The organism is Bordetella genomosp. 11 (assembly GCF_002261215.1).
In the GTDB taxonomy this organism is placed as follows: Bacteria; Pseudomonadota; Gammaproteobacteria; order Burkholderiales; family Burkholderiaceae_B; genus Bordetella_C.
In genome coordinates this window covers 2,095,250-2,119,801 of sequence record NZ_NEVS01000004.1, presented here as the reverse complement: position 1 = coordinate 2,119,801, position 24,552 = coordinate 2,095,250, and the positions used below count along the sequence as shown (strand labels likewise).

At 66.2% G+C, this 24,552-nt stretch carries 17 protein-coding genes; 8 read left to right on the top strand and 9 right to left on the bottom strand.

All coding sequences use genetic code 11. The annotated features are described in order from the left end of the window. Nucleotides 1–2: 2 nt before the first annotated feature. The 3 genes from treS to glgA all read right to left on the bottom strand — a co-directional run bounded on the left by treS (nucleotide 3) and on the right by glgA (nucleotide 8,652). Complete coding sequence (treS, locus tag CAL28_RS17110; RefSeq protein WP_094842491.1) at nucleotides 3–3,353, bottom strand: maltose alpha-D-glucosyltransferase; 3,351 nt, start codon at nucleotides 3,351–3,353, stop codon at nucleotides 3–5. 41 nt (nucleotides 3,354–3,394) lie between these two features. After that, on the bottom strand, nucleotides 3,395–6,841 hold the full coding sequence (locus tag CAL28_RS17105; protein ID WP_094842490.1) for a maltotransferase domain-containing protein: 3,447 nt from the start codon (nucleotides 6,839–6,841) through the stop codon (nucleotides 3,395–3,397). A 203-nt stretch (nucleotides 6,842–7,044) separates the two neighbouring features. Next, complete coding sequence (gene glgA, locus CAL28_RS17100; RefSeq protein WP_440588438.1) at nucleotides 7,045–8,652, bottom strand: glycogen synthase GlgA; 1,608 nt, start codon at nucleotides 8,650–8,652, stop codon at nucleotides 7,045–7,047. A gap of 461 nt (nucleotides 8,653–9,113) precedes the next feature. On the opposite strand from glgA, the gene CAL28_RS17095 reads away from it, so the two are divergent. The 4 genes from CAL28_RS17095 to CAL28_RS17080 all read left to right on the top strand — a co-directional run bounded on the left by CAL28_RS17095 (nucleotide 9,114) and on the right by CAL28_RS17080 (nucleotide 13,431). Then, nucleotides 9,114–10,142, top strand: coding sequence for a ligase-associated DNA damage response exonuclease (locus CAL28_RS17095; protein ID WP_094842489.1), 1,029 nt, complete (start codon nucleotides 9,114–9,116; stop codon nucleotides 10,140–10,142). Next, a complete protein-coding gene (locus CAL28_RS17090) occupies nucleotides 10,139–11,815 on the top strand; it encodes an ATP-dependent DNA ligase (protein ID WP_094842488.1) in 1,677 nt (558 codons plus the stop codon). The genes CAL28_RS17095 and CAL28_RS17090 overlap by 4 nt, the downstream gene beginning before the upstream one ends. A 180-nt stretch (nucleotides 11,816–11,995) precedes the next feature. Beyond that, complete coding sequence (locus CAL28_RS17085; RefSeq protein ID WP_094842487.1) at nucleotides 11,996–12,979, top strand: hypothetical protein; 984 nt, start codon at nucleotides 11,996–11,998, stop codon at nucleotides 12,977–12,979. A gap of 59 nt (nucleotides 12,980–13,038) precedes the next feature. Beyond that, entirely contained in the window at nucleotides 13,039–13,431 is a 393-nt protein-coding gene (locus tag CAL28_RS17080; protein ID WP_141218207.1) for a hypothetical protein, read from the top strand. A gap of 64 nt (nucleotides 13,432–13,495) precedes the next feature. Here CAL28_RS17080 and CAL28_RS17075 read toward each other — a convergent pair whose 3' ends face one another. After that, entirely contained in the window at nucleotides 13,496–14,425 is a 930-nt protein-coding gene (locus CAL28_RS17075) for a LysR family transcriptional regulator (protein ID WP_094842485.1), read from the bottom strand. A 123-nt stretch (nucleotides 14,426–14,548) separates the two neighbouring features. Here CAL28_RS17075 and CAL28_RS17070 point away from each other — a divergent pair, with 123 nt between their 5' ends. The 4 genes from CAL28_RS17070 (at nucleotide 14,549) to CAL28_RS17055 (ending at nucleotide 18,574) form a co-directional block, all read left to right on the top strand. Beyond that, nucleotides 14,549–15,694 (top strand): C45 family autoproteolytic acyltransferase/hydolase, encoded by a 1,146-nt coding sequence (locus CAL28_RS17070; RefSeq protein ID WP_094842484.1) that lies wholly within the window; start codon nucleotides 14,549–14,551, stop codon nucleotides 15,692–15,694. A gap of 59 nt (nucleotides 15,695–15,753) precedes the next feature. Beyond that, nucleotides 15,754–16,782: a Bug family tripartite tricarboxylate transporter substrate binding protein gene (locus CAL28_RS17065; protein WP_176464024.1), complete on the top strand. Its 1,029-nt coding sequence runs from the start codon at nucleotides 15,754–15,756 to the stop codon at nucleotides 16,780–16,782. Between the two features lie 86 nt (nucleotides 16,783–16,868). Further along, a complete protein-coding gene (locus tag CAL28_RS17060; protein ID WP_176464023.1) occupies nucleotides 16,869–17,696 on the top strand; it encodes a polysaccharide deacetylase family protein in 828 nt (275 codons plus the stop codon). Further along, nucleotides 17,693–18,574 (top strand): polysaccharide deacetylase family protein, encoded by an 882-nt coding sequence (locus CAL28_RS17055; protein ID WP_094842481.1) that lies wholly within the window; start codon nucleotides 17,693–17,695, stop codon nucleotides 18,572–18,574. Before CAL28_RS17060 ends, CAL28_RS17055 begins: the two co-directional genes overlap by 4 nt. 463 nt (nucleotides 18,575–19,037) lie before the next feature. On the opposite strand, the gene CAL28_RS17050 is transcribed toward CAL28_RS17055, so the two are convergent. From CAL28_RS17050 to hutC, 5 genes are all read right to left on the bottom strand, one after another. Then, nucleotides 19,038–19,859 (bottom strand): phosphate/phosphite/phosphonate ABC transporter substrate-binding protein, encoded by an 822-nt coding sequence (locus CAL28_RS17050; protein WP_094842480.1) that lies wholly within the window; start codon nucleotides 19,857–19,859, stop codon nucleotides 19,038–19,040. A 5-nt stretch (nucleotides 19,860–19,864) separates the two neighbouring features. Next, complete coding sequence (locus CAL28_RS17045) at nucleotides 19,865–20,869, bottom strand: ornithine cyclodeaminase family protein (RefSeq protein WP_094842479.1); 1,005 nt, start codon at nucleotides 20,867–20,869, stop codon at nucleotides 19,865–19,867. Between the two features lie 13 nt (nucleotides 20,870–20,882). After that, nucleotides 20,883–21,875, bottom strand: a complete 993-nt coding sequence (locus CAL28_RS17040; RefSeq protein ID WP_094842478.1) for a Bug family tripartite tricarboxylate transporter substrate binding protein — start codon at nucleotides 21,873–21,875, stop codon at nucleotides 20,883–20,885. Nucleotides 21,876–22,033: 158 nt separating this feature from the next. Next, nucleotides 22,034–23,716 carry a urocanate hydratase gene (gene hutU / locus CAL28_RS17035; protein WP_094842477.1) on the bottom strand — a complete coding sequence of 561 codons (1,683 nt, stop codon included), beginning with the start codon at nucleotides 23,714–23,716 and terminating at the stop codon, nucleotides 22,034–22,036. Next, nucleotides 23,713–24,480 (bottom strand): histidine utilization repressor, encoded by a 768-nt coding sequence (gene hutC / locus CAL28_RS17030; RefSeq protein ID WP_094842476.1) that lies wholly within the window; start codon nucleotides 24,478–24,480, stop codon nucleotides 23,713–23,715. Before hutC ends, hutU begins: the two co-directional genes overlap by 4 nt. Nucleotides 24,481–24,552 lie beyond the last annotated feature (72 nt).

Here is a 24,552-nt window from a genome sequence, read left to right as displayed (position 1 = left end):
TCCTATTCAGCATTGGCGGGCCCGGAGGCGGTTTCGGCGGACAGCAGGCGATCGGCCAGCGCGGCAAGCCCGTTCAGCGGGATGCTGACCCAGTCCGGCCGATGGGCCGCCTCATAGGCGATTTCGTAAGCGGCTTTCTCGATAAGGGCGAGGTCGATCAGCGGGTTCTCCTGGCTTTCATCCATCCACTGTGGCTTGGCATTGCGGGCGACCTCGCGATACGCAGACAGGAAGGCTTCGTTGGCCACCTCGCGGAAGCGGACGATCAGGTCGCGGCGGCGGTGGCGCAGCACGGTCTCGGCCGGCTGTACCTCCACGTTGGCGGCTTCCACATCGCCGAAACCGTTGGCGACCGTCGCGGCGGCGTAGTCGAAGGAACGCAGCAACCCGGCGACATCGCGCGACGCGCTGCTCTTGGCGCGGCGCTCTTCCAGCGTGCGCGCCGGTTCGCCCTCGAAGTCGATGATGTAGGCGTCGCTTTGCGCCACCAGCACCTGCCCCAGATGGAAATCGCCGTGGATACGGATGTGCAGGCTGCCGGTCTCGTGCTGCGCCAAAGTCTTGACGGCGTCCACCAACTGGTCGCGCTGGGAGATCAGGCGCCGTGCCTTCTCGGCGCAGCCGGCCTCCAGCCGGCCCATGTTGTCCGTCAATAGCTTCAGCCCGCGATCCAGCATCGCGGTGACGTCGGCAGCGCGGCGGCGCGCGTCGGCGGCGCTAGCCCTCTGAGGCTCGAAGGCCGGATCGTCGGTGGGCTGGGCCAGGGTCGCGTGCAGCTCTCCCAGTCGCCGGCCGATGGCGCAGGCAAAGGCGGTATAGCCCTTCAGGTCTTCGTCGTAGTCCTCGACGCTTTCGGCGGTCAGGGCGGCTGCTTCGAGCGTGCGTTTCAGGTATTCCAGCGTCCAGCTCCACGCATCGCCCTGGTTGTTGATGATGGCATGCATCAGCGCCAGGGTGTGCGGCGTCCCGTCCTCGTTCACCCGGACGATTTCGCCGAGCAGCTGCGCGCTGTTGGTGTAGCCCGCCTGCGTCAGGCGGCGTGTCATCTCGGCTTCCGGATGCACGCCCGGCACGATGTGGCGGATCAGCTTGAGCATGGCCACGCCACCGATGGTCATGGAGCTGTTCGATTGCTCCCCGGTGAACCACGTGACCTCGGCGTCGGGCGGCAGATCGAGCTCGTCCAGCCCCGGCTCTCCCTTGAAGTGCAGTACGCAGGGCGGATTGGCGCGCATCACGGGCAGTTCCAGCCGCTGCCGCATGCCGCGCACCAGCGCGTGGATGAAAGAGGGCAGCGTATAGGCGTCGGTCAGCATGCCCATTTCCGCCGCGCGCCGCACGCGCGCCAGCGCGTATTGCTGGGCCATGGGCGGCAGCGTCTCGCTCCAGATCAATGCCACCGGCAGCAGGAAGCGGGCGGGCTTGCCGTCGAAGTCCATCTCCAGTTCGGCGATGAAGCATTCGTATTCCGTGTCCTTCAGTTGGACGGCGTAGGCGGCCTGCGCGAAATTGACCTTGCGATCCTTGGGGAACCAGCGCTGGCGCGTCAGGTACAGCGGCAGCACGTCGTGCCGCAGCGAACGTACCGCGCCTTCGGTCAGGTCGTATCCGGTGCGGCCGCGCAGGACCAGGGTGTAGTACTCCGGCATTTGCTCGGGATGCGTGGCGTGCCAGGACGGGGGCGAGGCCACGGCGCTCAGTTCGAACCAGTAAAAGCCATAGGGCGGCAGGGTCAGCAGGTAAGGCAGTTCGCCGATGGCGGGGAAGGGCGTGCCGCCCAGCAGCTCCACCGGTACGCGGCCGTTCAGGCTGGACAGGTCCAGTTCCACCGGCTGCGGCGCGCGCGACAGGTTGGCCACGCACAGGATGGTGGTGTCCTCGTACTCGCGCAGATAGGCCAATATCTTGCGATTGCCGGGAAACAGGAAACGCAGCGTGCCGCGGCCGAAGGCGCGGGTCTGGCGCCGCGTGGCCAGCATGCGGCGCGTCCAGTTCAACAGCGAATGCGGGTCGCGCTGCTGGGCCTCGACGTTGACGGCTTCGTAGCCGTACAAGGGGCCCATCAAGGCCGGCAGCGGCAGGCGTTCGGGGTCCGCCCGCGAAAAACCGCCGTTGCGGTCCGGCGACCATTGCATGGGCGTGCGCACGCCGTCGCGGTCGCCCAGATGCACGTTATCGCCCATGCCCAGTTCGTCGCCGTAGTAGATCACCGGCGTGCCGGGCATGGAGAACAGCAGGCTGTTCATCAGCTCGATGCGGCGGCGGTCGCGCTCCATCAGCGGCGCCAGCCGGCGGCGGATGCCCAGGTTCAGCCGCGCGCGCCGGTCGGCCGCGTAGACGTCCCACAGGTAATCGCGCTCGCTGCTGGTGACCATCTCCAGCGTCAATTCGTCGTGATTGCGCAGGAAGATGGCCCACTGGCAGTTTTCCGGTATGTCCGGCGTCTGCCGCATGATATCCGTGATCGGGAAACGGTCTTCACGCGCGATGGCCATGTACATGCGCGGCATCAGCGGGAAGTGGAACGACATGTGGCATTCGTCGCCGTTGCCGAAGTATTCCTGCGCGTCCTCCGGCCATTGGTTGGCCTCGGCCAGCAGCATGCGGCCGGGGTATTCCGCGTCCAGCTCGGCGCGGATCTTTTTCAGGACGGCGTGCGTTTCCGGCAGGTTCTCGTTGTTGGTGCCTTCGCGCTCCACCAGGTACGGCACCGCGTCCAGGCGCAGCCCGTCCACGCCCATCTCCAGCCAATAGCGCATTACCGCCAGGACTTCCTTCAAGACGTGCGGATTGTCGTAGTTCAGGTCGGGCTGGTGCGAATAGAAGCGATGCCAGAAATACGCGCCCGCCACCGGGTCCCAGGTCCAGTTGGACTTTTCCGTGTCCAGGAAAATGATGCGGGTGCCGGCGTAGGCCTGGTCGTTGTCCGACCATACGTAGTAATTGCGCGCCGCCGAGCCCGGCTTGGCGTGCCGCGCACGCTGGAACCACGGATGCTGGTCCGATGTGTGGTTGACCACGAGTTCCGTGATGACGCGCAGCCCGCGGGCATGCGCGGCCCGGATGAACTTGCGCACGTCGGGCAGGGTGCCGTAGTCGGGATGCACGCCGCGATAGTCGGCGATGTCGTAGCCATCGTCGCGCCGCGGCGAAGGATAGAAAGGCAGCAACCAGATGGTGTTGACCCCCAGCTGCGAGATGTAGTCCAGCTTCTCGATCAGCCCGGCGAAGTCGCCGATGCCATCGTTGTTGGCATCGAAGAACGACTTGAGGTGCAGCTGATAGATCACCGCGTCCTTGTACCAGAGCGGATCGTCGCGGTCGGGGGTGTTGACGGTGCTGTTTTCTGCCATGGTCTGCTTCGCTTATGTGTCTCTGTAGTTTTCGCGGGCGGTCAAGCCAAGCCCGCGACCCGCCAGATCCGGTAGGGCTGCCCCGGATGCAGATGGATGGTTTGCTGCTTGCCTTGCCACGCCTGGCGGCTACCGTCGATCAGATCGTCGGCATAAAGCGTGCCGTGATCCGGCAGGCCGAACTCCCATAGCGGCACCTCCACTTGCGCGGTCTGCGCATCGAAAGGGTCTACGCTGATCGCGACCAGCAGTACGTTGTCGCGTTCCGCCGTGGCCTTGGAGAAGAACAGCACCTTGTCGTTGTACGCCGTATGGAAGCGCAATCCAAGATGGCTGTGCAGCGCGGGGTTGGCGCGCCGTATCTCGTTCAGCTGCGTGATCTCGCGCACGATATTGCCGGGCCGCTGGTGGTCCCAGATACGGATCTGGTATTTTTCCGAATCCAGGTACTCTTCCTTGCCGGGCACCGGCGTTGCCTCGCAAAGCTCGAAGCCGTTATAGACACCCCACAGCCCGGACAAGGTTGCGGCCAGGGCCGCGCGGATCAGGAAACCCGCGCGCCCGGACGTCTGCAGGAAGCGCGGATTGATGTCCGGCGTGTTCACGAAAAAGTGCGGCCTGAAGAAATCGGCCGGCGGCGGCGCGTTCAGTTCCGTCAGGTACTCCGTCAGTTCCTGTTTGGTCTCGCGCCACGTGAAGTAGGTATAGGACTGCGTGAATCCCACCTTGGCCAGCCTGTACATCATTTTCGGCCGGGTAAAGGCCTCGGACAGGAAGATGGTTTCAGGGTGGCGGCTTTGCACGTCCGCGATCATCCATTGCCAGAAGGTCAGCGGCTTTGTGTGCGGATTATCGACACGGAATACGCGGACGCCCTGCGCTACCCAGAACAGCACGACATCGCGCAGCGCCCGCCACAGCGGGGCCTGGCGCGAGGCGCCGGGTTGCTGTCCGTAGAAATCCACGTTGACGATGTCCTCGTACTTTTTAGGCGGATTTTCGGCGTACTTCAACGAGCCGTCCGGGCGCCAGTCGAACCATTCCGGATGCTCCTTCAGCCAGGGGTGGTCGGGCGAGCATTGAATGGCGAAATCGAGCGCGATCTCCAGTTCATGCCGGTGCGCCGCCTCCACCAGGCGCTTGAAGTCGTCCAGCGTGCCCAGTTGCGGATGCACGGCATCGTGGCCGCCTTCCGGGGCGCCGATGGCGTAGGGGCTGCCGGGGTCGCCGGGCTCCGGATGCAGGGAGTTGTTGCGCCCCTTGCGGTTGCGGCGGCCGATGGGATGGATGGGGGGGAAGTACAGCGTGTCGAAGCCCATCGCCCGTATCCGCGGCAATTCCCGGATGACATCATTGAAGGTGCCGTGGCGTTGCGGATCGTCGGTCTGCGAGCGCGGGAAAATCTCGTACCAGCTTGAGAAACGGGCGGCCAGGCGGTCCACGGTGACGCCGTACTCGACGGGCGTGGTGTATTCGAAGGGTCTGGCGTCCGCCTGCCGCATGGCCTGCGTGGTTTCATCGGCCAGCAGCACGGCGACCTGCTCCGGTGTGGGCGAAGCGAAGACCTCCGGCGGCGGCGCGTCCGTCTTGCGGCGGCTGCGACGCGGCTTGTTCTGTTCGGGCTCGTGGCCCAGAACGCGCAGCGCATGTTGCAGCACCGCCGCCGCGGGGGCGTCGGCAGGCAGCCGTTCCAGCGCGGCGGCAATGGCCTGCCTGCCTTCGGCGGTCTCCAGGGCCAGGTCCACGCCCGCCTGGTGCTTCTTGGCGTAGCCCTCGGTGAACGAATGCCAGGTATCGGCCCAGGCCTGGATCGCGAAGTAATGGCGGCCGTTGCGGCGCGGCACGAAGCGTCCCTGCCAGCGGTCGTTGTTCAGCAATGCCATCGGCTCGCGTTGCCATTCCCGTTCGTCGGCGGCCTTCCACAGCAGGGCCACCGCGATGTGTTCGTGGCCGTCCATGAAGACATCGGCCTCGACCTGCACGGGTTCATCCACCACACGCTTCACCGGAAACGCACCGTCATCCACCGAGGGGGACACCCGCTCGATGACCACGCGCGGCGCGCGCATGGCCGCGGTGACGGAGGTGCGGCCCTCGTCGGAAGCCGGCACGCGCACCGGCGGAAGGCGGCTTGCGCCCAGTTGCACGATGGCGCCCGGCCCCAGGCGGTCGGGCAGTTCGCGCGCCGGCTGGTCGGCTTCCCAGGTATCCAGCCGGGCGTAGTTATCCGGCAGGCGGCCGCCCAGCGTCTCCCAATCGATCGCCGCGTCGCGGTGGTCGTCCGGGTTCAACACCACCAGCCGCGCCGGGGTACGTCCGTTGCCGGTCAGCGCGTACGGCCGGCCGTCGCCCCGGAACAGCGCCGTTACCGGCGACAGCGGGCCCAGCAGGCTGTGCAGCGTCCCGACCGCTTCCGCGGTGCGCGCCAGCCACTGGTTCGCCCGCGCGACATCGCCGTGCAAGGGCGGATGGATCGGCTCCATTTCCTGCGCCTCGCCGTCGCGTTTCCTGGCAGGCCGGCGCGGCGCCGCGTCGCCAGAAGGCGGAGTGCTGCCATACCAGTCCTGGGGCTTGCCCTCGCCCCCGTGGTATTCGATCGGTTCCACGGCGCCGTCCTCGAACCCCATCGGCACGAATATTCCGCTGTCGCCGACGACCGCCGCCGTCCAGATGGCGCGCGCGGCGTTCAGGTAGCGCCCCGCGTCGTTGTCCCGCCAGGCGGCGACACGCTTGGCGTAGGGCGCTTCAGCCGCCGCGATCACCGGCGCGACCTTGCGCAGGCGCGCATACTCTTCCACCAGCCATGGCGCGCGATAGTCCCACCATGGCAGCGACGAGAAGACCGCGTCGAAGCCCACGCCTTCCAGCGCGGCCAACTGCGCGGGGCCCAGGCCCGGCGTCCATGCCAGGAAGCGGCAGTCCGGCCGTACCGCGCGCAGTCCGTCCATCAGATCGCGCCATTCCGCGGCGTCCAAATGCTGCGGCGACATGCAACGGAAACCCGCCACGCCGTTTTGCAGCCATAGGCCCAGGCGTTCGATCCAGTCCGCGACCAAGCCGTCCGGCGCCCGCCCGCCGTCGCGGCGCAAGGGCAGGGCATGGCGCTCTTCCAGCGGCTTGCGCGGGTCCAGTACCGCGTCCACGCCTTCCGGCGCGGCATACCAATCCGGATGGGCCTGGGCCATCGCGCCATGCGCGGCCACGCGGTCCAGCACGATATCGACCATCAGGGCGAGCCGGTACTTGCCGCACAGGCTGGACAGGGTCGCCAGGGCCTCGTCCAGGGCCAGGTCCCCCAGCGCCGGGTTAAGCCGTCCGGGGTCGGCGGGCACGTAGGGATTGCCGGCGGGATCGGGCAGCCAGAGCGGGGCGACCATCAAGGTGTCGAAGCCCAGCGCCTTGGCGCGTGCGCAGATCGCCGGCCAGCGCCCGTCGGCATGGTTGGACAGAGGGCCGGCGAGCACGGGATGGACGTAATAGATGCGCATTGATTAGGCTCGTTGGATGTCTTGTTGAACGGTAGGGGCACAAAACGCCCAGGATGCCTCTGCCTCGCAAGTGGAGGGCCCGGCCTGGCCGGTCGATACCGCGATGGCGGCGATCCCGGCCGGCCGCGCCGGGACGCGCGTTCCCACGACAGAAGCCGGCGGGGTCGAGCCGCCGGCCGCTTGCATTTCGTGGGGCGCGCGCGTCAGGCCGCGCCCGCGGTCAGCACACCGGAGGCCGGCTCCTTGCCGGTTCGCGATCCGACCAGCGGCCGCGCCGCGGCGGTCATCTGATCGAGCAGGGATGGCCGCGCGGCCTGGGCGGGGGCAGCCGCCTGCTGCGGGACCTCGCCCGGCATCAGCGAGCGATACAGGCTGTCGTAGCCGGGAACGGCACGTTCCCAGCTGAAGTCCGCCGTCATGGCGCGATGGCGCATGGCCTGCCAGATTTGGGGACGGCGATACAGGCACATGGCCCGGTAGATCGCGCCCACCATCGCATCCACCGTTTCGCCGTCGAACAACACCCCCGTGGCGTTGCGCATGGCTTCGCGTCCGGCACGCACGCCGGGGTCGGTGATCGTGTCGGCCATGCCGCCCACGCGCGAACCGATCGGGATGGTGCCGTAGCGCATGGCATACAAAGGCGTCAGCCCGAAGGGTTCGAAACGGCTGCCGTGCAGCAGCATGTCGCCGCCCGCGTGCAGCATATGGGCGGTGGCCTCGTCGAAGCCGATGCGGGCGGCGCAGCGGCCCGGATAGCAGCGTTGCAGTTGGCGCAAGGCGGCTTCGATCCCCTTGTCGCCCTGGCCCAGCACGGCCACCTGCAAATCGGGGTAGTCGTCCAGCACCCGCGGCAGGGCCTGCACGGCCAGATCGGCCATCTTCTGGCTGGTCAGCCGGCTGCCCATGACCAGCACCGGCGCGCGCGGGTTTTCGGTCAGGCCGAAATGCTGCTGCAGGCGCTGTTTGCAGCGCGGCTTGTTCTCCATATCGCCGGCGCTGAAGGTATGGCCGCCCAGGTGCGGATCCGCCGCCGGGTTCCATTCCTCCGGATCAATGCCGTTGGGTACGGCCAGCAGGTCGTGTAGGCGTGTCGCCAGCACACCTTCCAGGCCGCAGCCGAAGCGTTCGGTAAGGATTTCGCGCGCGTACGTCTGGCTGACGGTAGTGATGCGGTCCGCATAACGGATGCCGGCTTTCATGAAGCTGATCTTGCCCCAGTACTCGACGCCCTCGACGTTCAGATGCTGCGGCTGCAGGCCGATGGCACCGGCCATTTCCATGGGGTAGACGCCCTGGAACGCCATATTGTGCACGGTCAGCACCGTCCGCACGTCGATGTTCTTCTCGCGCACCAGCAATGGCACCAAGGCGGTGTGCCAGTCGTGCGCATGCACGATGTCGGGGCGCGGAATGCGCGTCGTGCCTGCGGCGACACGGGTCGCCGCGTGGGCGAGCGCGGCGAAGCGGATGGCGTTGTCCTGGTATTCGCGGCCATCCGTGTCGACGTACAGCGCGTCGCGGTCGTACAGCTTGTCGTTTTGCAGCAGCAGGACGGGAACGCCGCCCAGCGCGGGGCACAGTCCGTGCAGCAGGCGCGCCTCGCCGCCCGGCAGGCGGCGCAGGCGGGCGATTTCCCGCACCTGGGTCAGCTTTTCGATGGTGCCGCGATAGGCGGGCAGCATCAGCGTAATGGCCGTGCCGCTTTCGTGAAGGGCGCGCGCCATGCCGCTGACGGCGTCACCCAGGCCCCCGGTCTTTGCCAGGGGAAACGCTTCCGACGTAACAGCCAGGATTTTTAGCGACACGATACCTACTCCAATGAAAGCGCGTCCGAAAAAGGTGGACGCGCCGGGGGCAAGGAAAGCCGGGAGGCCGGACGGCGGCGGCGGGGTAACGTCTGCTACGGTCTCTCGCGTAGGAAATGACACGCAAAGTAATTTCTATACGCGATGCTCTGCTGCTATCCGCAACCGGCCGTCGTCCGGTTGTTTCTATCTTGGCAAGCGGCGTGCCTGATGGCCAGGCAACCATCGTCAACAGCCATTTTGCGCAGGGATCGCCTGCCGTGATGTGTGGATTGGTAACCTGCGGGGGAGGACGCCGGCTTGCCGCTTGCTCGGCCCGCTTCCGGCCTGCATCGACGTACCGTGCCATGCGGCTTGGGCGCGGTATTCCGGGGCGCGTGGCATGCGCATCCATCCCTATGCCACTTTCCACCCCTGTCGATGACTTCGATTTGCGTTTGATCAAATAACCCGTCTTCCACCGCCTGCCGTCCATGGATCTCATCGTTGCCCGACCCGAAGGCTTGTACTGCCCCCCCGGCGACTTCTATATCGACCCCTGGCGGCCGGTGGACCGGGCGGTCATCACCCATGCGCATTCCGACCATGCACGCGCCGGCCATCGTCATTATCTGGCCGCCGCCCCCGGCGCGGGGGTCCTGCGCGCCCGGGTGGGCGATGTCGACCTGGACGCCGTCGCCTATGGGGAAGCACGCGTGCACAACGGCGTTCGCCTCAGCCTGCATCCGGCGGGGCATGTACTGGGCTCGGCCCAGGTAAGGCTGGAGTACGGCGGGCAGGTATGGGTGGCTTCGGGCGACTACAAACTGCAGGCGGATGGAACCTGCGATCCATTTGAGCCCGTACCGTGTGACGTCTTTATTACCGAATCCACCTTTGGCCTACCTATTTATAGATGGGACGACGTAGAGGCGGTACGCGCGGATATCAATGGATGGTGGGCCGCCAATGCGGCTCAGGGGCGGCCGTCCGTCGTGTATTGCTATGCCTTCGGCAAGGCGCAGCGCATCCTGCACGGCCTGGATGCCTCCATCGGGCCCATCGTGACGCACGGGGCGGTCGAAACGCTCAACCGCGTCTATCGCGCATCGGGGGTGGCCTTGCCGCCGACCGTCACCGCCACCGCGATGGGCGATGACGATGCGCTGCGGCGCGCCCTGGTGCTGGCGCCGCCTTCGGCGCGCGGCACGCCCTGGATGCGCCGTTTCGGCGACCATGCCGACGCCTTCGCCAGCGGCTGGATGCGCCTGCGCGGCGCGCGGCGCAGGCGCGGCGTCGATCGCGGATTCGTGATGTCGGACCATGCGGATTGGCCCGGACTGGGGCGCGCCATCTCCGCGACCGGCGCGCAACGGGTGATCGTCACCCATGGCAGCACGGCCGTGCTGGTGCGTTGGCTGAACGAGCAGGGCCTGCGTGCGGAGTCCTTCACCACCGAGTATGGCGCGGAAGAAGACGAAGGCGGGGCCCAGGCAGGCGAGGGCACGCCGTGAAAGCCTTCGCCGACCTCTACACGCGCCTGGACGCGACCACCTCCAGCAACGCCAAACTGGCCGCCATGCGGGATTATTTCCGTGACGCGCCGCCGGCCGATGGTGCGTGGGCAGCTTACTTCCTGGCGGGCGGCAAGCCGCGCCAGCTGGTACCGACCAAGATCCTGCGCCAGTTCATCACCGAAGCGGCCGGGGTCCCGGAATGGCTGTTCGAGGAAAGCTACCAGGCCGTCGGCGATCTGGCGGAAACGCTATCGCTGTTGCTGCCGGATCCCGGCGTATCGGACACGGCCGGCCTGGCGGAATGGGTGGAAGAAAGGCTGCTGCCGCTGCGCGGCCTGCCGCCCGCGGAAATCCTGTATCGCTTGACCGATCTCTTCGGCAAACTGGACCAGCACGGGCGCTTCGTCTGCGCCAAGCTGATGACGGGCGCGATGCGGGTCGGCGTCTCCAAACTGCTGCTGACCCGCGCGCTGGCGGAAGTCGCGGGCGTGGAAACCCGCCAGATGGCGCAGCGCTTGATTGGCTATACCGACATCGGCGCGCGTCCCCACGCGGATCTCTTCGCCCGGCTGCTGGAGCCGGTAACCCATGAGGGCCAAGCCCGCGTGGATGGCCAGCCTTACCCTTTCTTCCTGGCCCATCCCCTGAACGCCGACCCCGCGTCCTTCGACGCACTGCTCGGGCCGCCGTCCCGCTGGCAGGTCGAATGGAAGTGGGACGGCATCCGCGCCCAGGTGGTGCGGCGCGCCGAGCAGACCTGGATCTGGTCGCGCGGCGAGGAGCTGGTCACAGAGCGCTTCCCGGAACTGATGCGCCTGGGCAATCGGTTGCCGGAGGGCACCGTCCTGGACGGCGAAATCGTCGTCTGGCGCGAAGACAAGGTACAGCCCTTCGCCCATCTGCAGCAGCGGCTGGGGCGCAAGACGGTCGGCGCCAAGCTGCTGGCCGACGCGCCCGTCGTCCTGCTGGCCTACGACCTGCTGGAACTGGATGGCGAGGACTGGCGCGGCCGTGCGCAGGCGGAACGGCGCGCCGCGCTGGAGCGCCTGGCGGGCGGGATCCAGGACCCGGCCCTGGTCCTGTCGCCGCTGTTGCAAGGCCAGGATTGGAAGGACCTGGCGCGCCAACGGGAAGCCTCGCGGGCGCTGGGCGTGGAGGGCATGATGCTGAAGGCCGTCGATGCGGCCTACGGTGTCGGGCGCACCAAGGAGAGCGGTGTCTGGTGGAAATGGAAAGTCGATCCGTTTTCCGTCGACGCGGTATTGATCTACGCCCAACGCGGCCATGGACGCCGCGCCAGCCTCTACACCGACTACACCTTCGCGGTCTGGGACGCGCCGCCGGGCACGCCGGATCGCCGGCTGGTGCCGTTCGCCAAGGCCTATTCCGGGCTGACCGACCAGGAGATCCGGCAAGTCGACGCCATCGTGCGTAAAACCACCGTCGAAAAGTTCGGCCCCGTACGCAGCCTGGAGCCCACGCAGGTATTCGAGCTGGGATTCGAAGGAATCGCGCGCAGCACCCGCCACAAAAGCGGCATCGCCGTGCGGTTCCCCCGGATGCTGCGCTGGCGCCAGGACAAGGCGCCGGAAGATGCCGACACGCTGGAGACCCTGGCCGCGCTGCTGCCGGAGGGAACGCATACGGCCCGGGCAACGGGCTCGGGATAACGGCGCTGCGAGATCCATCATCAGGTGGGGTTCAGCGGGCGGTGACGGAGCGGACGGGACCGAGCGGACGAGGGTTGCGGGCGGGATAACGTCGGCAACCGCGGAACCGGCAAGGCGATCGGTCTACCAAAGCGCTTCTTCGCCATTGCTGGCGAGACGAATCCAATACAGGTTCCAGGGATGCAGCTCACCTCCGCCTCAAGCCATGCACGATTCGCGCGTAACGTTTCGGATGGCGCGCCAAACGACACTGACGGCGCGCATCGCGGCGCCGTCCACGGACCACAGCGCGATGCCGCCGACGTGGCGCACCGCGATACCGGCCTTGCCCCGCAAACCGAATTCGCCGCCCGACTGGCCGCCGTCCCATCGACTGGCGGCCCCTTGCGTTCGTCCGAAAGCCTATTCGACGATACGGTGGACGAGGACAGCAGCCCTATGGATTGGGGCGTGCCGACGCCCCCGCCGGTGCGTATCGCCTGGATACGGGAAGAGGAGCGGCCCAGGACCACCATCACGGATGTGGACAAGCTCGTGCGATTCGAAGGCCCGTATGCCGAGGTGCTGTGTATACGCATGGTGATGGGCATTTGGCAAACGACCGGGCCCTACGAGACGGCTCGACCGCATTACGAGCTATGGCAGGTGGACCCCAACGATCCCGATCGGGAAGAACATTTCTACGACGCGCTTTTCCAGCAGCTCCGCGCGGGCGGCACGTACATCGATCTGATCGACGACACCATGCTGGACTGGCGGGAAACCGGCAGGTTCGAACGCCAGGTCGGACATCGCATGATCCTGCACGGCGACCTCGGCCGGACCTGGTCGGAGGAGGACATGCGAAACGGCTTTCTGGCATGGCATATCCAAGGCCGCCCGCTGGAGCGCTGGAGCGGCTGGCATTTGGCGCACGAAGCCGATGCCGAGTCGCGGCGCCTCGCGTCCAAGACGCGCTTACCCCTTCCGGTAAGCCTGGCCATCGTTATCGGCCAGTGGGATTCCTGGCATGCCGAAGACCGCTTTCGCCACCGCGTCGCAAGACAACAGCACCGCCGGGACGAGAACGACGAAGCGCGCGTCCTTCATAAGAAGCTCATATTGAAGCAGCTATTGGACACGCAACTGGCGGTCGGGATGCGGTACACGCCGCGTGCGAGATAGCTCGAAATGAAATATTTTGAAATATAATCTTTTTTTTCAATAACAATGAGAGCAAGCGCGTGTACTACAGAACTACGTTGACGGCATTTACGATCGCCGTCCTGCTGGCAGGCTGCACGACCGGTAAAACAACGCGGGCCCCGGATGCGCCGGAGGTGAGCAGCCACCAGGGTCCCGTATGCTTCCTATCCTCGGCACTGCCCGCTGACGTGAAGGCCAAAAAAATCGGCGATCTCGAAAGCAAGAAGGAGTCGTACGGCGGCATGGCGAAAGTGATTCAGGCGGCTGCGGACGAAGCGCGACGTTCGGGCGCTGACGTTGTGGCGAATTTCCAGACGGGCCATCGCGTGGGGTTCGGTGCATGGTCCATTCCGGTCGCCTCTGGCGAGAGCTACAAGCTGGACGACGGCGTCACCATCGACTGCGGAAAACTCGGCGGCACGTTGCGATAGGCGGCGCGCCGCCGTCATCGAGGCCTATGCAGCCACGGCAATTCCTGGCGTTTTTGGCTTGCACTTAGGTGTGAATCCGGCTGCCCGTCATCAGTTGTTCCACCGCCCCCCGCATCCACTTGTGCGAAGGCACATCATCCCACCGTGCATGCCACACCATGTTGTAGTGTGACTTCGCCAGCTTGAACCCCAACTCAAGCACATGCAGCGGGTGGAACTGGGCGATATACATCGCCAGTTTGCGGGGCATGGTGACGGCCAGGTCGGTCTGCAGCAGGATCAACGGCACATGGCTCATGCTGGACACGTATAAATCGAATTGCCGTTGGAACCCAGCCTTGTGCAGCCACGTGTCCACTTCGTTGTCCTTGCCGAACATATCGGTGGTGGTGACGAACCGCAGTTTGCAGAAGTTCGCCGGCGTCAGTTTCGTGCGCGCAGCCGGATGCCCGCGCCGCAGCAGGCACACGCGGTCGTCATCGAACAGGGCCAGGGTGCGAAACCGCCCGCCGACGTCTTCGAAACGGCCCAGCGCGATGTCGATGGAGTGGTCCTCCAGCTGCTTCTCCGGCAGCGCGACCCCCTGCATATTGACGAAGCTGAAACGCACCATGGGCGCGTGGCTGTCGCAATAGCTGCGCAGCCCCGGCGCCAGCATCCATTCGATCGTATGGCGTGCCGCGATGCGGAAGGTTCGCGCGGACTTCAGGGGGTCGAAGGCGTCGCCGTCTTCCAGGATGCCGCCGATGGTCGCCAGGGCTTCGCGGACGATGGGGCGGATCTCCAGGGCGCGCGGGGTAGGGACCAACTGCCGGCGCACCAGGACGAATAGCGGATCCGCGAGCAGCCGCCGCAGCTCCGCCAGCTTGCGGCTGATGCCCGGTTGCGTGGTGTGCAGCCGCGCGGCGGTTTCGGTGGCGCTGCGCGTTTCCATCAATAGCTCGAAGACGGTCAACAGGTTCAGGTTGACCTTGCGCAGCGTATCCAGTTCCACGGCGGTCCGATATCCATATCAAAAATGGCATTATAGATTTCGTATAAATAATTTGATGTTATGAGTGTGCCCGCTTAGGATCATCCTCCTCCCCGCGTTCAGGGGATGTGATGGAGAGAATTGATGAGCAGGCAGCCTATAACGCCATTCCCGCTATACGAGATCGCCGGTGCGCCGCTGGAGCGCGGCAGGTCCTACGGGGAGCAGGCCAGGACGCGCATTGCCCGTTCGATCGAGCACTACAGCGAGCAGGCTGCCCGCCTGAAGCTGGAACGGGCCGAGATCGACAAGATCATCCACAGCTATATTCCCGCGGTGCGCAAGTTCGACGAGAACTACCTGACGGAGATGCAAGGCATCGCCGAAGGGGCGGGCGTGCGGTTCGAAGAGATCTTCCTGCTGAATGCCCGCACCGAAGTGATGAAGCTGGCTGCCAAGCCGGAGCTGCGCGCGCGGCTGCTGGGAGAGACCAATGACGGCTGCACTTCGGTCAAGGTGACGCGCGACGCGACCGCGGACGGGGAGCTGATCCACGCGCAGAATTGGGATTGGAAGGAAGAATGCTCGGAAACGGGCGTGGTGCTGCGCATCCTGCGCGAAGACGGGCCGGACATCCTGACCTTTACCGAAGCCGGCATGCTGGCCCGCTCCGGCTTCAATTCGGCCGGAATTTCGATCACCGGTAACAACCTGGAGTCGGACCGCGATTACCGGCAGATCGGTGTGCCGCTGCCGATGATCCGCCGCAAGGCGCTGGAAAGCCCGTATCTGGCCTGGGCGCTGCATGCGGTCTACGCCACGCCCAAGACCGGGTCGAACAACATGGCCGTGTGCCATCGCGAAGGTATCGCGATCAATTTCGAGTGCGCGCCGGACGAGACCTTCCAGGTATTGCCGCAGAACGGCCTGCTGGTGCATTCCAATCACTGGCTCAGCCCGGTGGCCTTGTCCAAGCTGAAGGACACCGGCATCGCGTTTTCGCCGTGCACGTTGTATCGCGAGCAGCGCGTGCGCGATTTGCTGGCGCCGGATGTCGGCCGTATTACGGTGGAATCGGTGAAGCAGGCGCTGTTGGATGATTTCCAATCGCCGTGGTCGGTGTGCCGGCCGCCGCGGGGCGATTTCGGGCGAGATACGCGCAGCGCGACGGTCTCCACGGTGGTGATGCAGCCGGCGCGGGGCGTCATGGAAGTGGCGAACCTGCCGGCGCTGGATCCGACATTTACCAGGTATGAGCTTGCGCAGAGAAAGGATCGGCGCGCGGCATGAACCGAGAACCGCCATGCGGTACGAAACGAGTTTTTCAGAACATCACAGGGGAACTATCCATGAACCAAGTATTTAGAATCGCCCAGCCGCGCCGCGGCATTGTCGCCCGCATCGCGGCGGCCCTGGCGGTCGCGGCGGCCGGCGTCGCCATCGCCGTACCGGGGAGCGCGTCCGCCCAGGAAGGCGATAAGTATCCTTCGCACCCGATCCGCCTGATCGTCCCCTTCGCCGCGGGCGGCGGCACGGACATCCAGGCGCGTATCGTCGCGCAGGAGGTCGGCAAGGTACTGGGCCAGACGATCGTGGTAGAGAACCGGCCGGGCGCGGGCGGCGGTATCGGCGCGGCCTTCGTGGGCCAGGCCAAGCCGGACGGCTATACCTTGCTGGTGGGATCGACCGGCACGCACGGCGCGAACCAGTTCCTGTATTCCAAGCTGCCGTACGACCCGGTCAAGGACTTCACGCCGATCACGGTGCTGGCGACGTTCGACAATGTCGTGGTCGTGCCGGAGTCTTCCAGGATCCACACCTTGAAAGAGCTGGTGGATACGGCCAAGGCCAACCCGGGCAAACTCAATTACGGCGTGACGACCGTGGGCAGCTCGGCTCACCTGGCCGTGGAGAAGTTCAACCGCGACGCCGGCATCAAGGCCAGCGGCGTGCCGTACAACGGCGCGGGCCAGGCCACGACGGACCTGTTGGCCGGCCGCCTGGACTATATGCTGGACCTGGTGGGCACGCAGATCGGCAACATCAAGGCGGGCAAGTTGCGGCCCATCGCCACGACGGCGCTCAAGCGCAATGCGGTGCTGCCGGAGGTCCCGACCATCGCGGAATCGGGCTATCCTGGTTTCAGCGCGGTGGGCTGGGTAGGCCTGTTCGGGCCGGCGGGCATGCCGCAGTCGACGGTGGATACGCTGTACAAGGCCATCGAGAAAGTCTACGCATCGCCGGATTTCCAGGCCACCATGCGCGCCCGCTCTTTCGATATCGCCTACATGCCGCCCGCGGAGTTCTCCAGGTTCCTGGATAGCGAACGCCAGAAGTGGGGCACGGTGGTGCGCGAATCGAACATCAAGCTGGATTGATTGCCATGGACCGGACCGGCGATCGCCACGGCGATGGCCGGTCCGGATCACCGCTGCAATCGACAACCGATCATCGAGGATCAAGGATGAGGCAAACGACATTTCCGGAAGCGATGCGCTGCGTCGTGCTGATCGGCATCGACTTCGACGGCCCCAGCCACGAAGTCGGGCGCGGCATCGCCCCGCTGGGCAAGCACTCCTGGGGCAATTACTCCGCCCGCTGCGGCGTGCCGCGGCATATGGAGATGCTGGACCGCCATAACATCAAGGGCACGTTCTTCGTCCCGGGCTATGACGCCGAGCGTCATCCCACGACGATCGAGGATATCGATCGCAACGGCTTCGAGGTCGCCGCGCACGGCTACCTGCACGAGGCCTGGGAGCTGAAGGCCGAGGAAGAAGAAGCCCTGTTGCGCAAGACGGACGGCATCCTGCGCGACATCATCAAGAAGCCCGTTCTTGGCTGGCGTTCGCCTTCGGGGCGCAAGAGCGACAAGACGATGAAGGTGCTGAAGTCGCTGGGCTACATCTACGACTCCAGCGACAAGGACTACGACCGGCCCTACCGCCTGCGTTTCGGCAAGGGCCAGGACGACGTCATCGTGGAGTTGCCGAACAATACCTACAGCCTGGACGACTTCCCGTTCTACAAGTTCAGCTATACGCCGCCGTCGGAAGTCCTGGCGCAATGGAAGTCGGAATTCGACGCCATCTACCGCAATGACCGGTTCTTCGTCATGTCGCTGCATCCGCGCGCGGGCTGGGGCTCCGGTACGCCGTCGCGCACCAAGGCCCTGTCCGACCTGATCGCCTACATGAAGACGCACGATGGCGTGCAATTCATGGAGTCGCGGACGTTCGCGCAATGGTGCCGGGACAATAGCAACAATCTCGAAGAGGTGTCGTTCGCATGAGCACGTATACCTGGCCCCATGGTGCCCGCGCGGTGGTCCTGCTGACCGTGAATTTCGACGCGGAATCCTTCGATCTGAAGGAAGTCCCCACCGAACGCATGTTCGGCCGCTATTCCTATGGCCGTTATGCCGTGCGCGCCGGCTTTCCGCGCATGGTCGAGCTGTTCGCCAAACACGGCGTGCCGGCGACTTTCTTCGTCCCCGGCATGGACGCGCGCCGGCATCCGGAGCTGATCCGCGAACTGGTGGCCCATGGGCACGAGATCGCGGCGCGCGGCGTGGACCTGGAGAACTTCGCCACCCTGGGCGATAAGGAAACGCAGGTACTGAAGGCGTCGCGCGATATCCTGGCGGACATCGCCGGTGTGGCGCCGCAGGGCTTTCGCGCGCCGGGCGGAGAGCTGTCGTCCAGGACGCTGGATCACCTGGCCGACCTGGGGTTCATTTACGACGCCAGCTTCCAGGATGCCGATTATCCGTATGTGTTCGGCCTGGCGGGCGACAAGAAAGTGGTCGAGCTGCCTTCGACATTCGCGCTGGAAGACGCTCCGGTCTATTCCGCCCGCCACACGCATGCGCGCCTGCAGACGATCTGGCGCGACGAGATCGCGGCGATGCATGCGGAAGGCACGCTGATTCCCATCACCCTGAATTTGCGTGGCGATTTCGGTTCGACTCGGGCGGCCCGCATCGCGGTGCTCGATACCCTGTTGACGGAATTGAAGCAGCTGGGCGATGTGCGCTTCATGACCTGCCAGCAGTTGGCCGAGCATACGTTGTCGCTGAACCTGACGCCCGAGCCGGACCCGCACCGCGCGCACGCCGAGACCCTGGCGAACACGGTCTACCGCGGGGACCTGGCGATCCGCCCGCTATAAGGCGGATTGCCGCCCCGATGGGATCACGGCCCGGCGCGAGCGCGCCGGGGCTGCCAGGCATGTGCCGCCGCCGTTGCCGCCGATGCCAGCGGCGGCTGGCGCCATCGTTCTCCAGTCCGGGCACGCCCCTTGCTTGAGGGTAGCCCGAAGCCCGCCATACGTAGCGGGCAACCGAGAAAGGAGAGCGCCATGCGCGGCATTCTGCTATGGCTGTTGGGGATCCCCATCCCGGTCATCATCCTGCTGTGGTTGTTCCACGTTATCTAGGGGACCACCGCAACGTTATCCACGGATAACGCCGATACCAAGAAGAAGCGTATCCCGTTGGCTCGCGCGAGCGAACCGGGTGACAGCTTTGACTCCTACGCGAAGGTATGGCCGCCCGATCCAGGGCGGCCATTTTTTTTCACGCGGTTGTCATCCGGATCATCGTCGCTGCCTGGCGGAGGGCGCTCCGGCGCGTCTACGCGATTTCCGGGTAATGGCCGGCTTCGCCATCATCCAGCAGGACGTCATAGCCGCGCGGGTCCACGGGCAGGAACCGGGCGACGTGCGCGTCATGCAGCAGCCGTGCGCCCGACGTATCCTGGTGCATCGCGAGCAGCGCGCCCGACAGCCGCGCGGACACATCGGCATCGACGTCGGGGCCGCTGACCAGCAGCGGATTCGGCGTCCATGGCGTGCAGGCGACCGTGCATAGCCCCTGCAGGACGGAGGGATCGTGGGCGCGCAGCAGATCCAGGTACCAGCCGTCCACCGCGGTGATATCGATGTCGTTCTCCCGCAATGCCTGCAACAGGCCGCGGGGGTTGCCGTAGGGGCCCTTGCTTTCCCGGAAGAGCGATCCGCCGCGTTCGCGCACCAGCGATGCCAGCATCCGGCGGGGGGCATTCCATCCCGATTGCGAGTCGCGCACCATCCAGCCGTAGCGGCTGCCCAAAGCGTCCTCCAGGCGCGACCATCCCGCATCGTCGCGCACCAGGAACTCGCTGCGATAGCGGGCCTGGCCGCCGTAGGCGGGCCAGTCGGGCGCCACTGCGGCAATGGGGGTGTAGGCTTGCCCCGCGCGCCGCGCCTGCGCGTAAGGCCAGCCGCACATAAAGGCGCCGCATAGCCCGGGACGTGTCCACAGCTCGCCGATCGGCGTGGGCCAGCCATGCTCGACGAACGCGATCTGCAGGCCGGCGCGCCGGTGCGCCTCGCGCAGCAGCGCGTGCCAGGCGGCGCGTGCGGCCGGCGCGACGTCATACATCCGGGTAGAGGCGATCAGCGGCGCGGCCGGCATGGCGATCAGGCGAACTTCAGGGTTTGGCCGATACCCATGCGGCGTGCCTTGTCCAGCATGGCCTGGCCCAGGGCGATATCCGTGGTGGACAGGCCGCGATGCCAGAACAGGATGGTTTCGTCTTCGCGCTCGCGACCGGGCTTCAGGCCGGCGACGATCTGGCCGATTTCCGCGTGCAGGTTTTCCTGGGTGATGCGGTCGCTGTCCACGTGCGCGCGCAGCGCGCCGAAGGGCAGGCCCTTGCGGCACTGGCCCCAGTCGTCGACCACCACCTTGCTCATGATGTCGGTCAGCGACAGTTCGACGGCGCTCATGGTGCCGTAAGGCATGACCAGCGCGCCCGGCTTGATCCATTCCGTCTTCAGCAGCGGCGTGGGCTCCGGCAGGCGCGAGGCTTCGACCACGATATCGGCGTCGCGCACGCAGGATTCCCAATCGTCCACTACCTTCACCGGCTTGCCCAGGTCGCGCGACAGGCGGTCGCCGAAGGCCTGGCGGCTTTCCGGGCGGCGCGAATGGACGCGGATCTCGTCGAAGTCGAAAAGGCTGTCCAGCAGGCGCACGTTCCAGTACGACGTGCCGCGCGCGCCGATGTGCCCCAGCACCTTGCTGCCGCGGCGGGCCAGGTGCCTGGCGCCCAGCGCGGTGACCGCGCCGGTGCGCATATCGGTGATGGCCGTCGCATCGACGATGGCCAGCGGCTTGCCGGTGACCGGATCGAACAGGTTCAGCAGCGCCATTTCCGACGGCAGGCCGACCTTGTAGTTATCGACGAAGTCGCTGACGACCTTCACCCCGGCCACGTGCAGCGGTTCGATATAGCCGCGCAGCACATTGAAATGTCCCTTGTCCGAGGATTCCGGGATCAGGTGCACGCGCGGCTCGATCACGGTCTTGCCCTGGCCCTGCGCGCGCAGGGCGCCTTCCACCGCGGCCAGGATCTCCGCGTCGGTGATGTCCAGGGCTTTGACGTCCGGCCCGTTCAGATAGGTAATGTCGATGGACTGCATGATGTCTCCAGGCTCATTGGATAGGCTTGATGCCGGCCGTCTTGACGATCTCCGCCCATTTGCGGGATTCGTTCTGGATCATGGCGGCGAATTCTGGGGTGGTGGTGTTGGCGGGATCCACGCCCTGGTCTTCGAATTTCTTGCGCACGGCGGGATCCTTCAGCACGGTGGCGATGTCGCGCTGCAGCTTCTCCAGGACGGCGGGCGGGGTCTTGGCCGGCGCGACCAGTCCGTACCACGACGTCACATCGAAGCCCGGATAGCCGCTTTCGGCGACGGTGGGAACATCCGGCAATTGCGGCAGGCGCTGCGGGCCGGCAATGGCCAGCGCGCGCAGTTTGCCGCCGCGGATGAAGGGCAGCACGCTGGAGACGCCCGCGAACATCATGTCGACGTTGCCGGCGACGACGTCGGTGACCGCCGGCGCCATGCCGTTGTAGGGGATGTGCATGGTGTTGATGCCGGCGGATTGGTTAAGCAGCTCGCCGGCCAGATGCGCGCCGCTGCCCGCGCCCGGGGAGGCAAAGTTCAGCTTGCCCGGCCTTTCCTTGGCGTAGGCGATGAAAGACTTGAAGTCCTTGGCCGGCATGGCGGGGTTGACCACCAGGATATTGGGCGAGGTCGCCAGCAGGGTGATCGGGGCGAAGGCGTGCGCCGTATCGAAGTTCAGGTTCGTATAGAGCAGGGGGTTGACGGTCAGGTTGCCGGCCGGCGCCAGGCCCAGCGTGTAGCCGTCGGGCGCGGCCCGCGCCACCTGTCCCATGCCCAGGTTGCCGGAGGCGCCAGGGCGGTTCTCGATGATGACCGGTACGCCCCACATCTCGTTCAGCTTCTGTCCGACGATGCGCGGAATCGCGTCGGCCACGCCACCGGCGCCGAAAGGCACGATGATCGTGACGGGCTTGGATGGATAGGCCGCGTCGGCGGCGTGCACGGTGGCGGATGCCGCCGCGACGAGGGCGCCCGCGGCGGCCGCCGCCAGGCGCAGGGTCAGAGACAATTTCATGGTATTCCCCTTGTATGTGTGTCTACTGCTGCGTTGTGCCGCTCCGGCAAGGAGCGGCGTGAAGATGTCGTCCGCCGGTAGCCGACCGCCCGCCGCACCGGATGCGCGACGGTCGCCGCGCGGGCCGTGCGGCCGCGATCGGGCGGCAGCCCGCGCGGTCAGCGTCCCAGCATGGGCAGGTCCAGCCCGGCGTCGCGCGCGCAGGCGATCGCTTCGTCATAGCCCGCATCCGCGTGCCGCATGACGCCGGTGGCCGGGTCGTTATGCAGGACGCGGCCGATGCGGCGCGCGGCTTCTTCGGTGCCGTCGCAGACGATGACCACGCCCGCGTGCTGCGAGAACCCCATGCCGACGCCGCCGCCGTGGTGCAGCGATACCCAGGTCGCGCCGCCCGCGGTGTTGAGCAGGGCATTGAGCAGCGGCCAGTCCGAGACCGCGTCCGAACCGTCGCGCATGGATTCGGTCTCGCGGTTCGGGCTGGCGACCGATCCCGAATCCAGGTGATCGCGGCCGATCACGATGGGCGCGCTCAGCTCGCCCGTGCGGACCATCTCGTTGAAGGCCAGGCCCAGGCGCGCGCGGTCGCGCACGCCGACCCAGCAAATGCGCGCCGGCAGGCCCTGGAAGGCGATGCGCTCGCGCGCCATGTCCAGCCAGTTGTGCAGGTGCTTGTCGTGCGGAATCAATTCCTTGACCTTGGCGTCGGTCTTGTAGATGTCCTCCGGGTCGCCGGACAGCGCCACCCAGCGGAACGGGCCGATGCCTTCGCAGAAGAGCGGCCGGATGTAGGCGGGCACGAAACCCGGGAAATCGAAGGCGTTCCCGACGCCCATCTCCAGGGCCATCTGGCGGATATTGTTGCCGTAGTCCAGCGTCGCGGCGCCGCGCTCCTGCAGGGTCAGCATGGCGCGGACGTGGCCGGCCATGGACTGCTTGGCGGCGCGCACCACGGCTTCGGGTTCGGCCGTGCGGCGGGCCTGCCATTCCTCCATGGTCCAGCCTTGCGGCAGGTAGCCGTTAAGGGGATCGTGGGCCGAGGTCTGGTCGGTCACGCAATCCGGCGTGATGCCGCGCCGGACCATCTCCGCCAGCACGTCGGCGGCATTGCCGAGCAGGCCGATCGACAGCGCGCGACCCTTCTGGCGTGCGTCTTCCAGCAGGCCCAGCGCTTCGTCCAGGGTTTTCGCCTTGACGTCGATGTAGCGGGTGCGCAGGCGGAAATCGATGCGCGATTCGTCGCATTCCACCGCGATCATGCTGAACCCGGCCATCGTGGCGGCCAACGGCTGCGCGCCGCCCATGCCGCCCAGGCCGGCGGTCAGGATCCAGCGTCCCTTGGGGTCGCCATTGAAATGCCGGTTGGCCACGGCATAGAACGTTTCGTACGTGCCCTGCACGATGCCCTGGGAACCGATATAGATCCAGCTGCCGGCCGTCATCTGGCCGTACATCATCAGGCCCTTGCGGTCCAGTTCATGGAAGTGTTCCCAGGTGGCCCAATGCGGCACCAGGTTGGAGTTGGCCAGCAGCACGCGCGGCGCGTCGGCATGCGTCCTGAAGACGCCGACCGGCTTGCCGGACTGGATCAGCAGCGTCTCGTCCGGCTGCAGGCGGCGCAGGACTTCCAGGATCCGATCGTAAGAGGGCCAGTCGCGCGCGGCGCGGCCGATGCCGCCATACACCACCAATTGCTCCGGGTGTTCGGCGACTTCCGCGTCCAGATTGTTCTGGATCATGCGGTAGGCGGCTTCGATCAGCCAGTTCTTGCAGGTCAGCGCGGTGCCGCGCGGCGCGCGGATCGAACGCGACGGGTCCAGGCGGGAGGTGGGGGTCGAGGTCATGATGCTTGGTCTCCGGGAATCTTGGCGGGGGCGGGGCGCGTGGACATGACGGCGTGTCCCGTCAGGCGGTAGCGGTCCCCGGGATGGATCAGGCGGGCGAAGGTAACGACATCCTCGCCGGACCAGGTGCGGCGCAGCACCTGCAGGCAGGCCTGCGGGGTTTTCAGTTCGAGCCAGCCCGCCACGCGCGCATCGGGCAGGATCGCTTCGATGGTGTGTTCGACGGCCGTCAGCGGGGCGACGCGGCTCAGGTAGGCATTCGGGGTTTCGCGGCTGAAGTCCTGTTCGATGTAGTCCGGCGCCACGCGCGGGTTGACGTAGCGGTCTTCCAGCTGCACCGGCACGTCGTTGTCCAGGTGCAGGATCAAGGAGTGATAGACCGACTTGTCGATCGACAGGGCCAGCGCGGTGGCGATGCCTTCCGGCGCGGTGATGCGTTCGAGCTGCAGCACGCGGTTCGAGTAGCGGTGGCCGCGCTGGGCGATTTCCTCTGCGATGTTGCGGACTTCCAGGACCGGCAGGGCGGGCTTCTGTTCCGCCACGAAGGTGCCCAGCCCCTGGCTGCGCACCAGGATGCCGTCCTGGGCCAGCTCCAGGATCGCGCGGCGCGCCGTCATGCGCGATACGTCGAACTGCGCGGCCAGCTGGTTTTCCGACGGGACCTGGTCGTTCACCGTCCAGTGGCCGGCCTCGATCTGGTCGACGATGTGTTGCTTGATCCTGGCGTAGGGAGGAAGCGGCAATTCGCGGGCAGCGGTGGGCATGGTGTCCTGGTGAAACCCGCATGGCGGGCAGAGGGAACATGGGGCAAACTCTAGCTTGAATATACAAGTATA

Coding starts and splice junctions, on each gene's coding strand:
- CAL28_RS17040 (WP_094842478.1), bottom strand. CDS start 21,875: ATGAAATTGTCTCTGACCCTGCGCCTGGCGGCGGCCGCCGCGGGCGCC.
- treS (WP_094842491.1), bottom strand. CDS start 3,353: ATGGCAGAAAACAGCACCGTCAACACCCCCGACCGCGACGATCCGCTC.
- CAL28_RS17065 (WP_176464024.1), top strand. CDS start 15,754: ATGAACCAAGTATTTAGAATCGCCCAGCCGCGCCGCGGCATTGTCGCC.
- CAL28_RS17045 (WP_094842479.1), bottom strand. CDS start 20,869: ATGCAGTCCATCGACATTACCTATCTGAACGGGCCGGACGTCAAAGCC.
- CAL28_RS17085 (WP_094842487.1), top strand. CDS start 11,996: ATGCAGCTCACCTCCGCCTCAAGCCATGCACGATTCGCGCGTAACGTT.
- CAL28_RS17105 (WP_094842490.1), bottom strand. CDS start 6,841: ATGCGCATCTATTACGTCCATCCCGTGCTCGCCGGCCCTCTGTCCAAC.
- CAL28_RS17070 (WP_094842484.1), top strand. CDS start 14,549: ATGAGCAGGCAGCCTATAACGCCATTCCCGCTATACGAGATCGCCGGT.
- hutU (WP_094842477.1), bottom strand. CDS start 23,716: ATGACCTCGACCCCCACCTCCCGCCTGGACCCGTCGCGTTCGATCCGC.
- CAL28_RS17050 (WP_094842480.1), bottom strand. CDS start 19,859: ATGCCGGCCGCGCCGCTGATCGCCTCTACCCGGATGTATGACGTCGCG.
- CAL28_RS17055 (WP_094842481.1), top strand. CDS start 17,693: ATGAGCACGTATACCTGGCCCCATGGTGCCCGCGCGGTGGTCCTGCTG.
- CAL28_RS17060 (WP_176464023.1), top strand. CDS start 16,869: ATGAGGCAAACGACATTTCCGGAAGCGATGCGCTGCGTCGTGCTGATC.
- hutC (WP_094842476.1), bottom strand. CDS start 24,480: ATGCCCACCGCTGCCCGCGAATTGCCGCTTCCTCCCTACGCCAGGATC.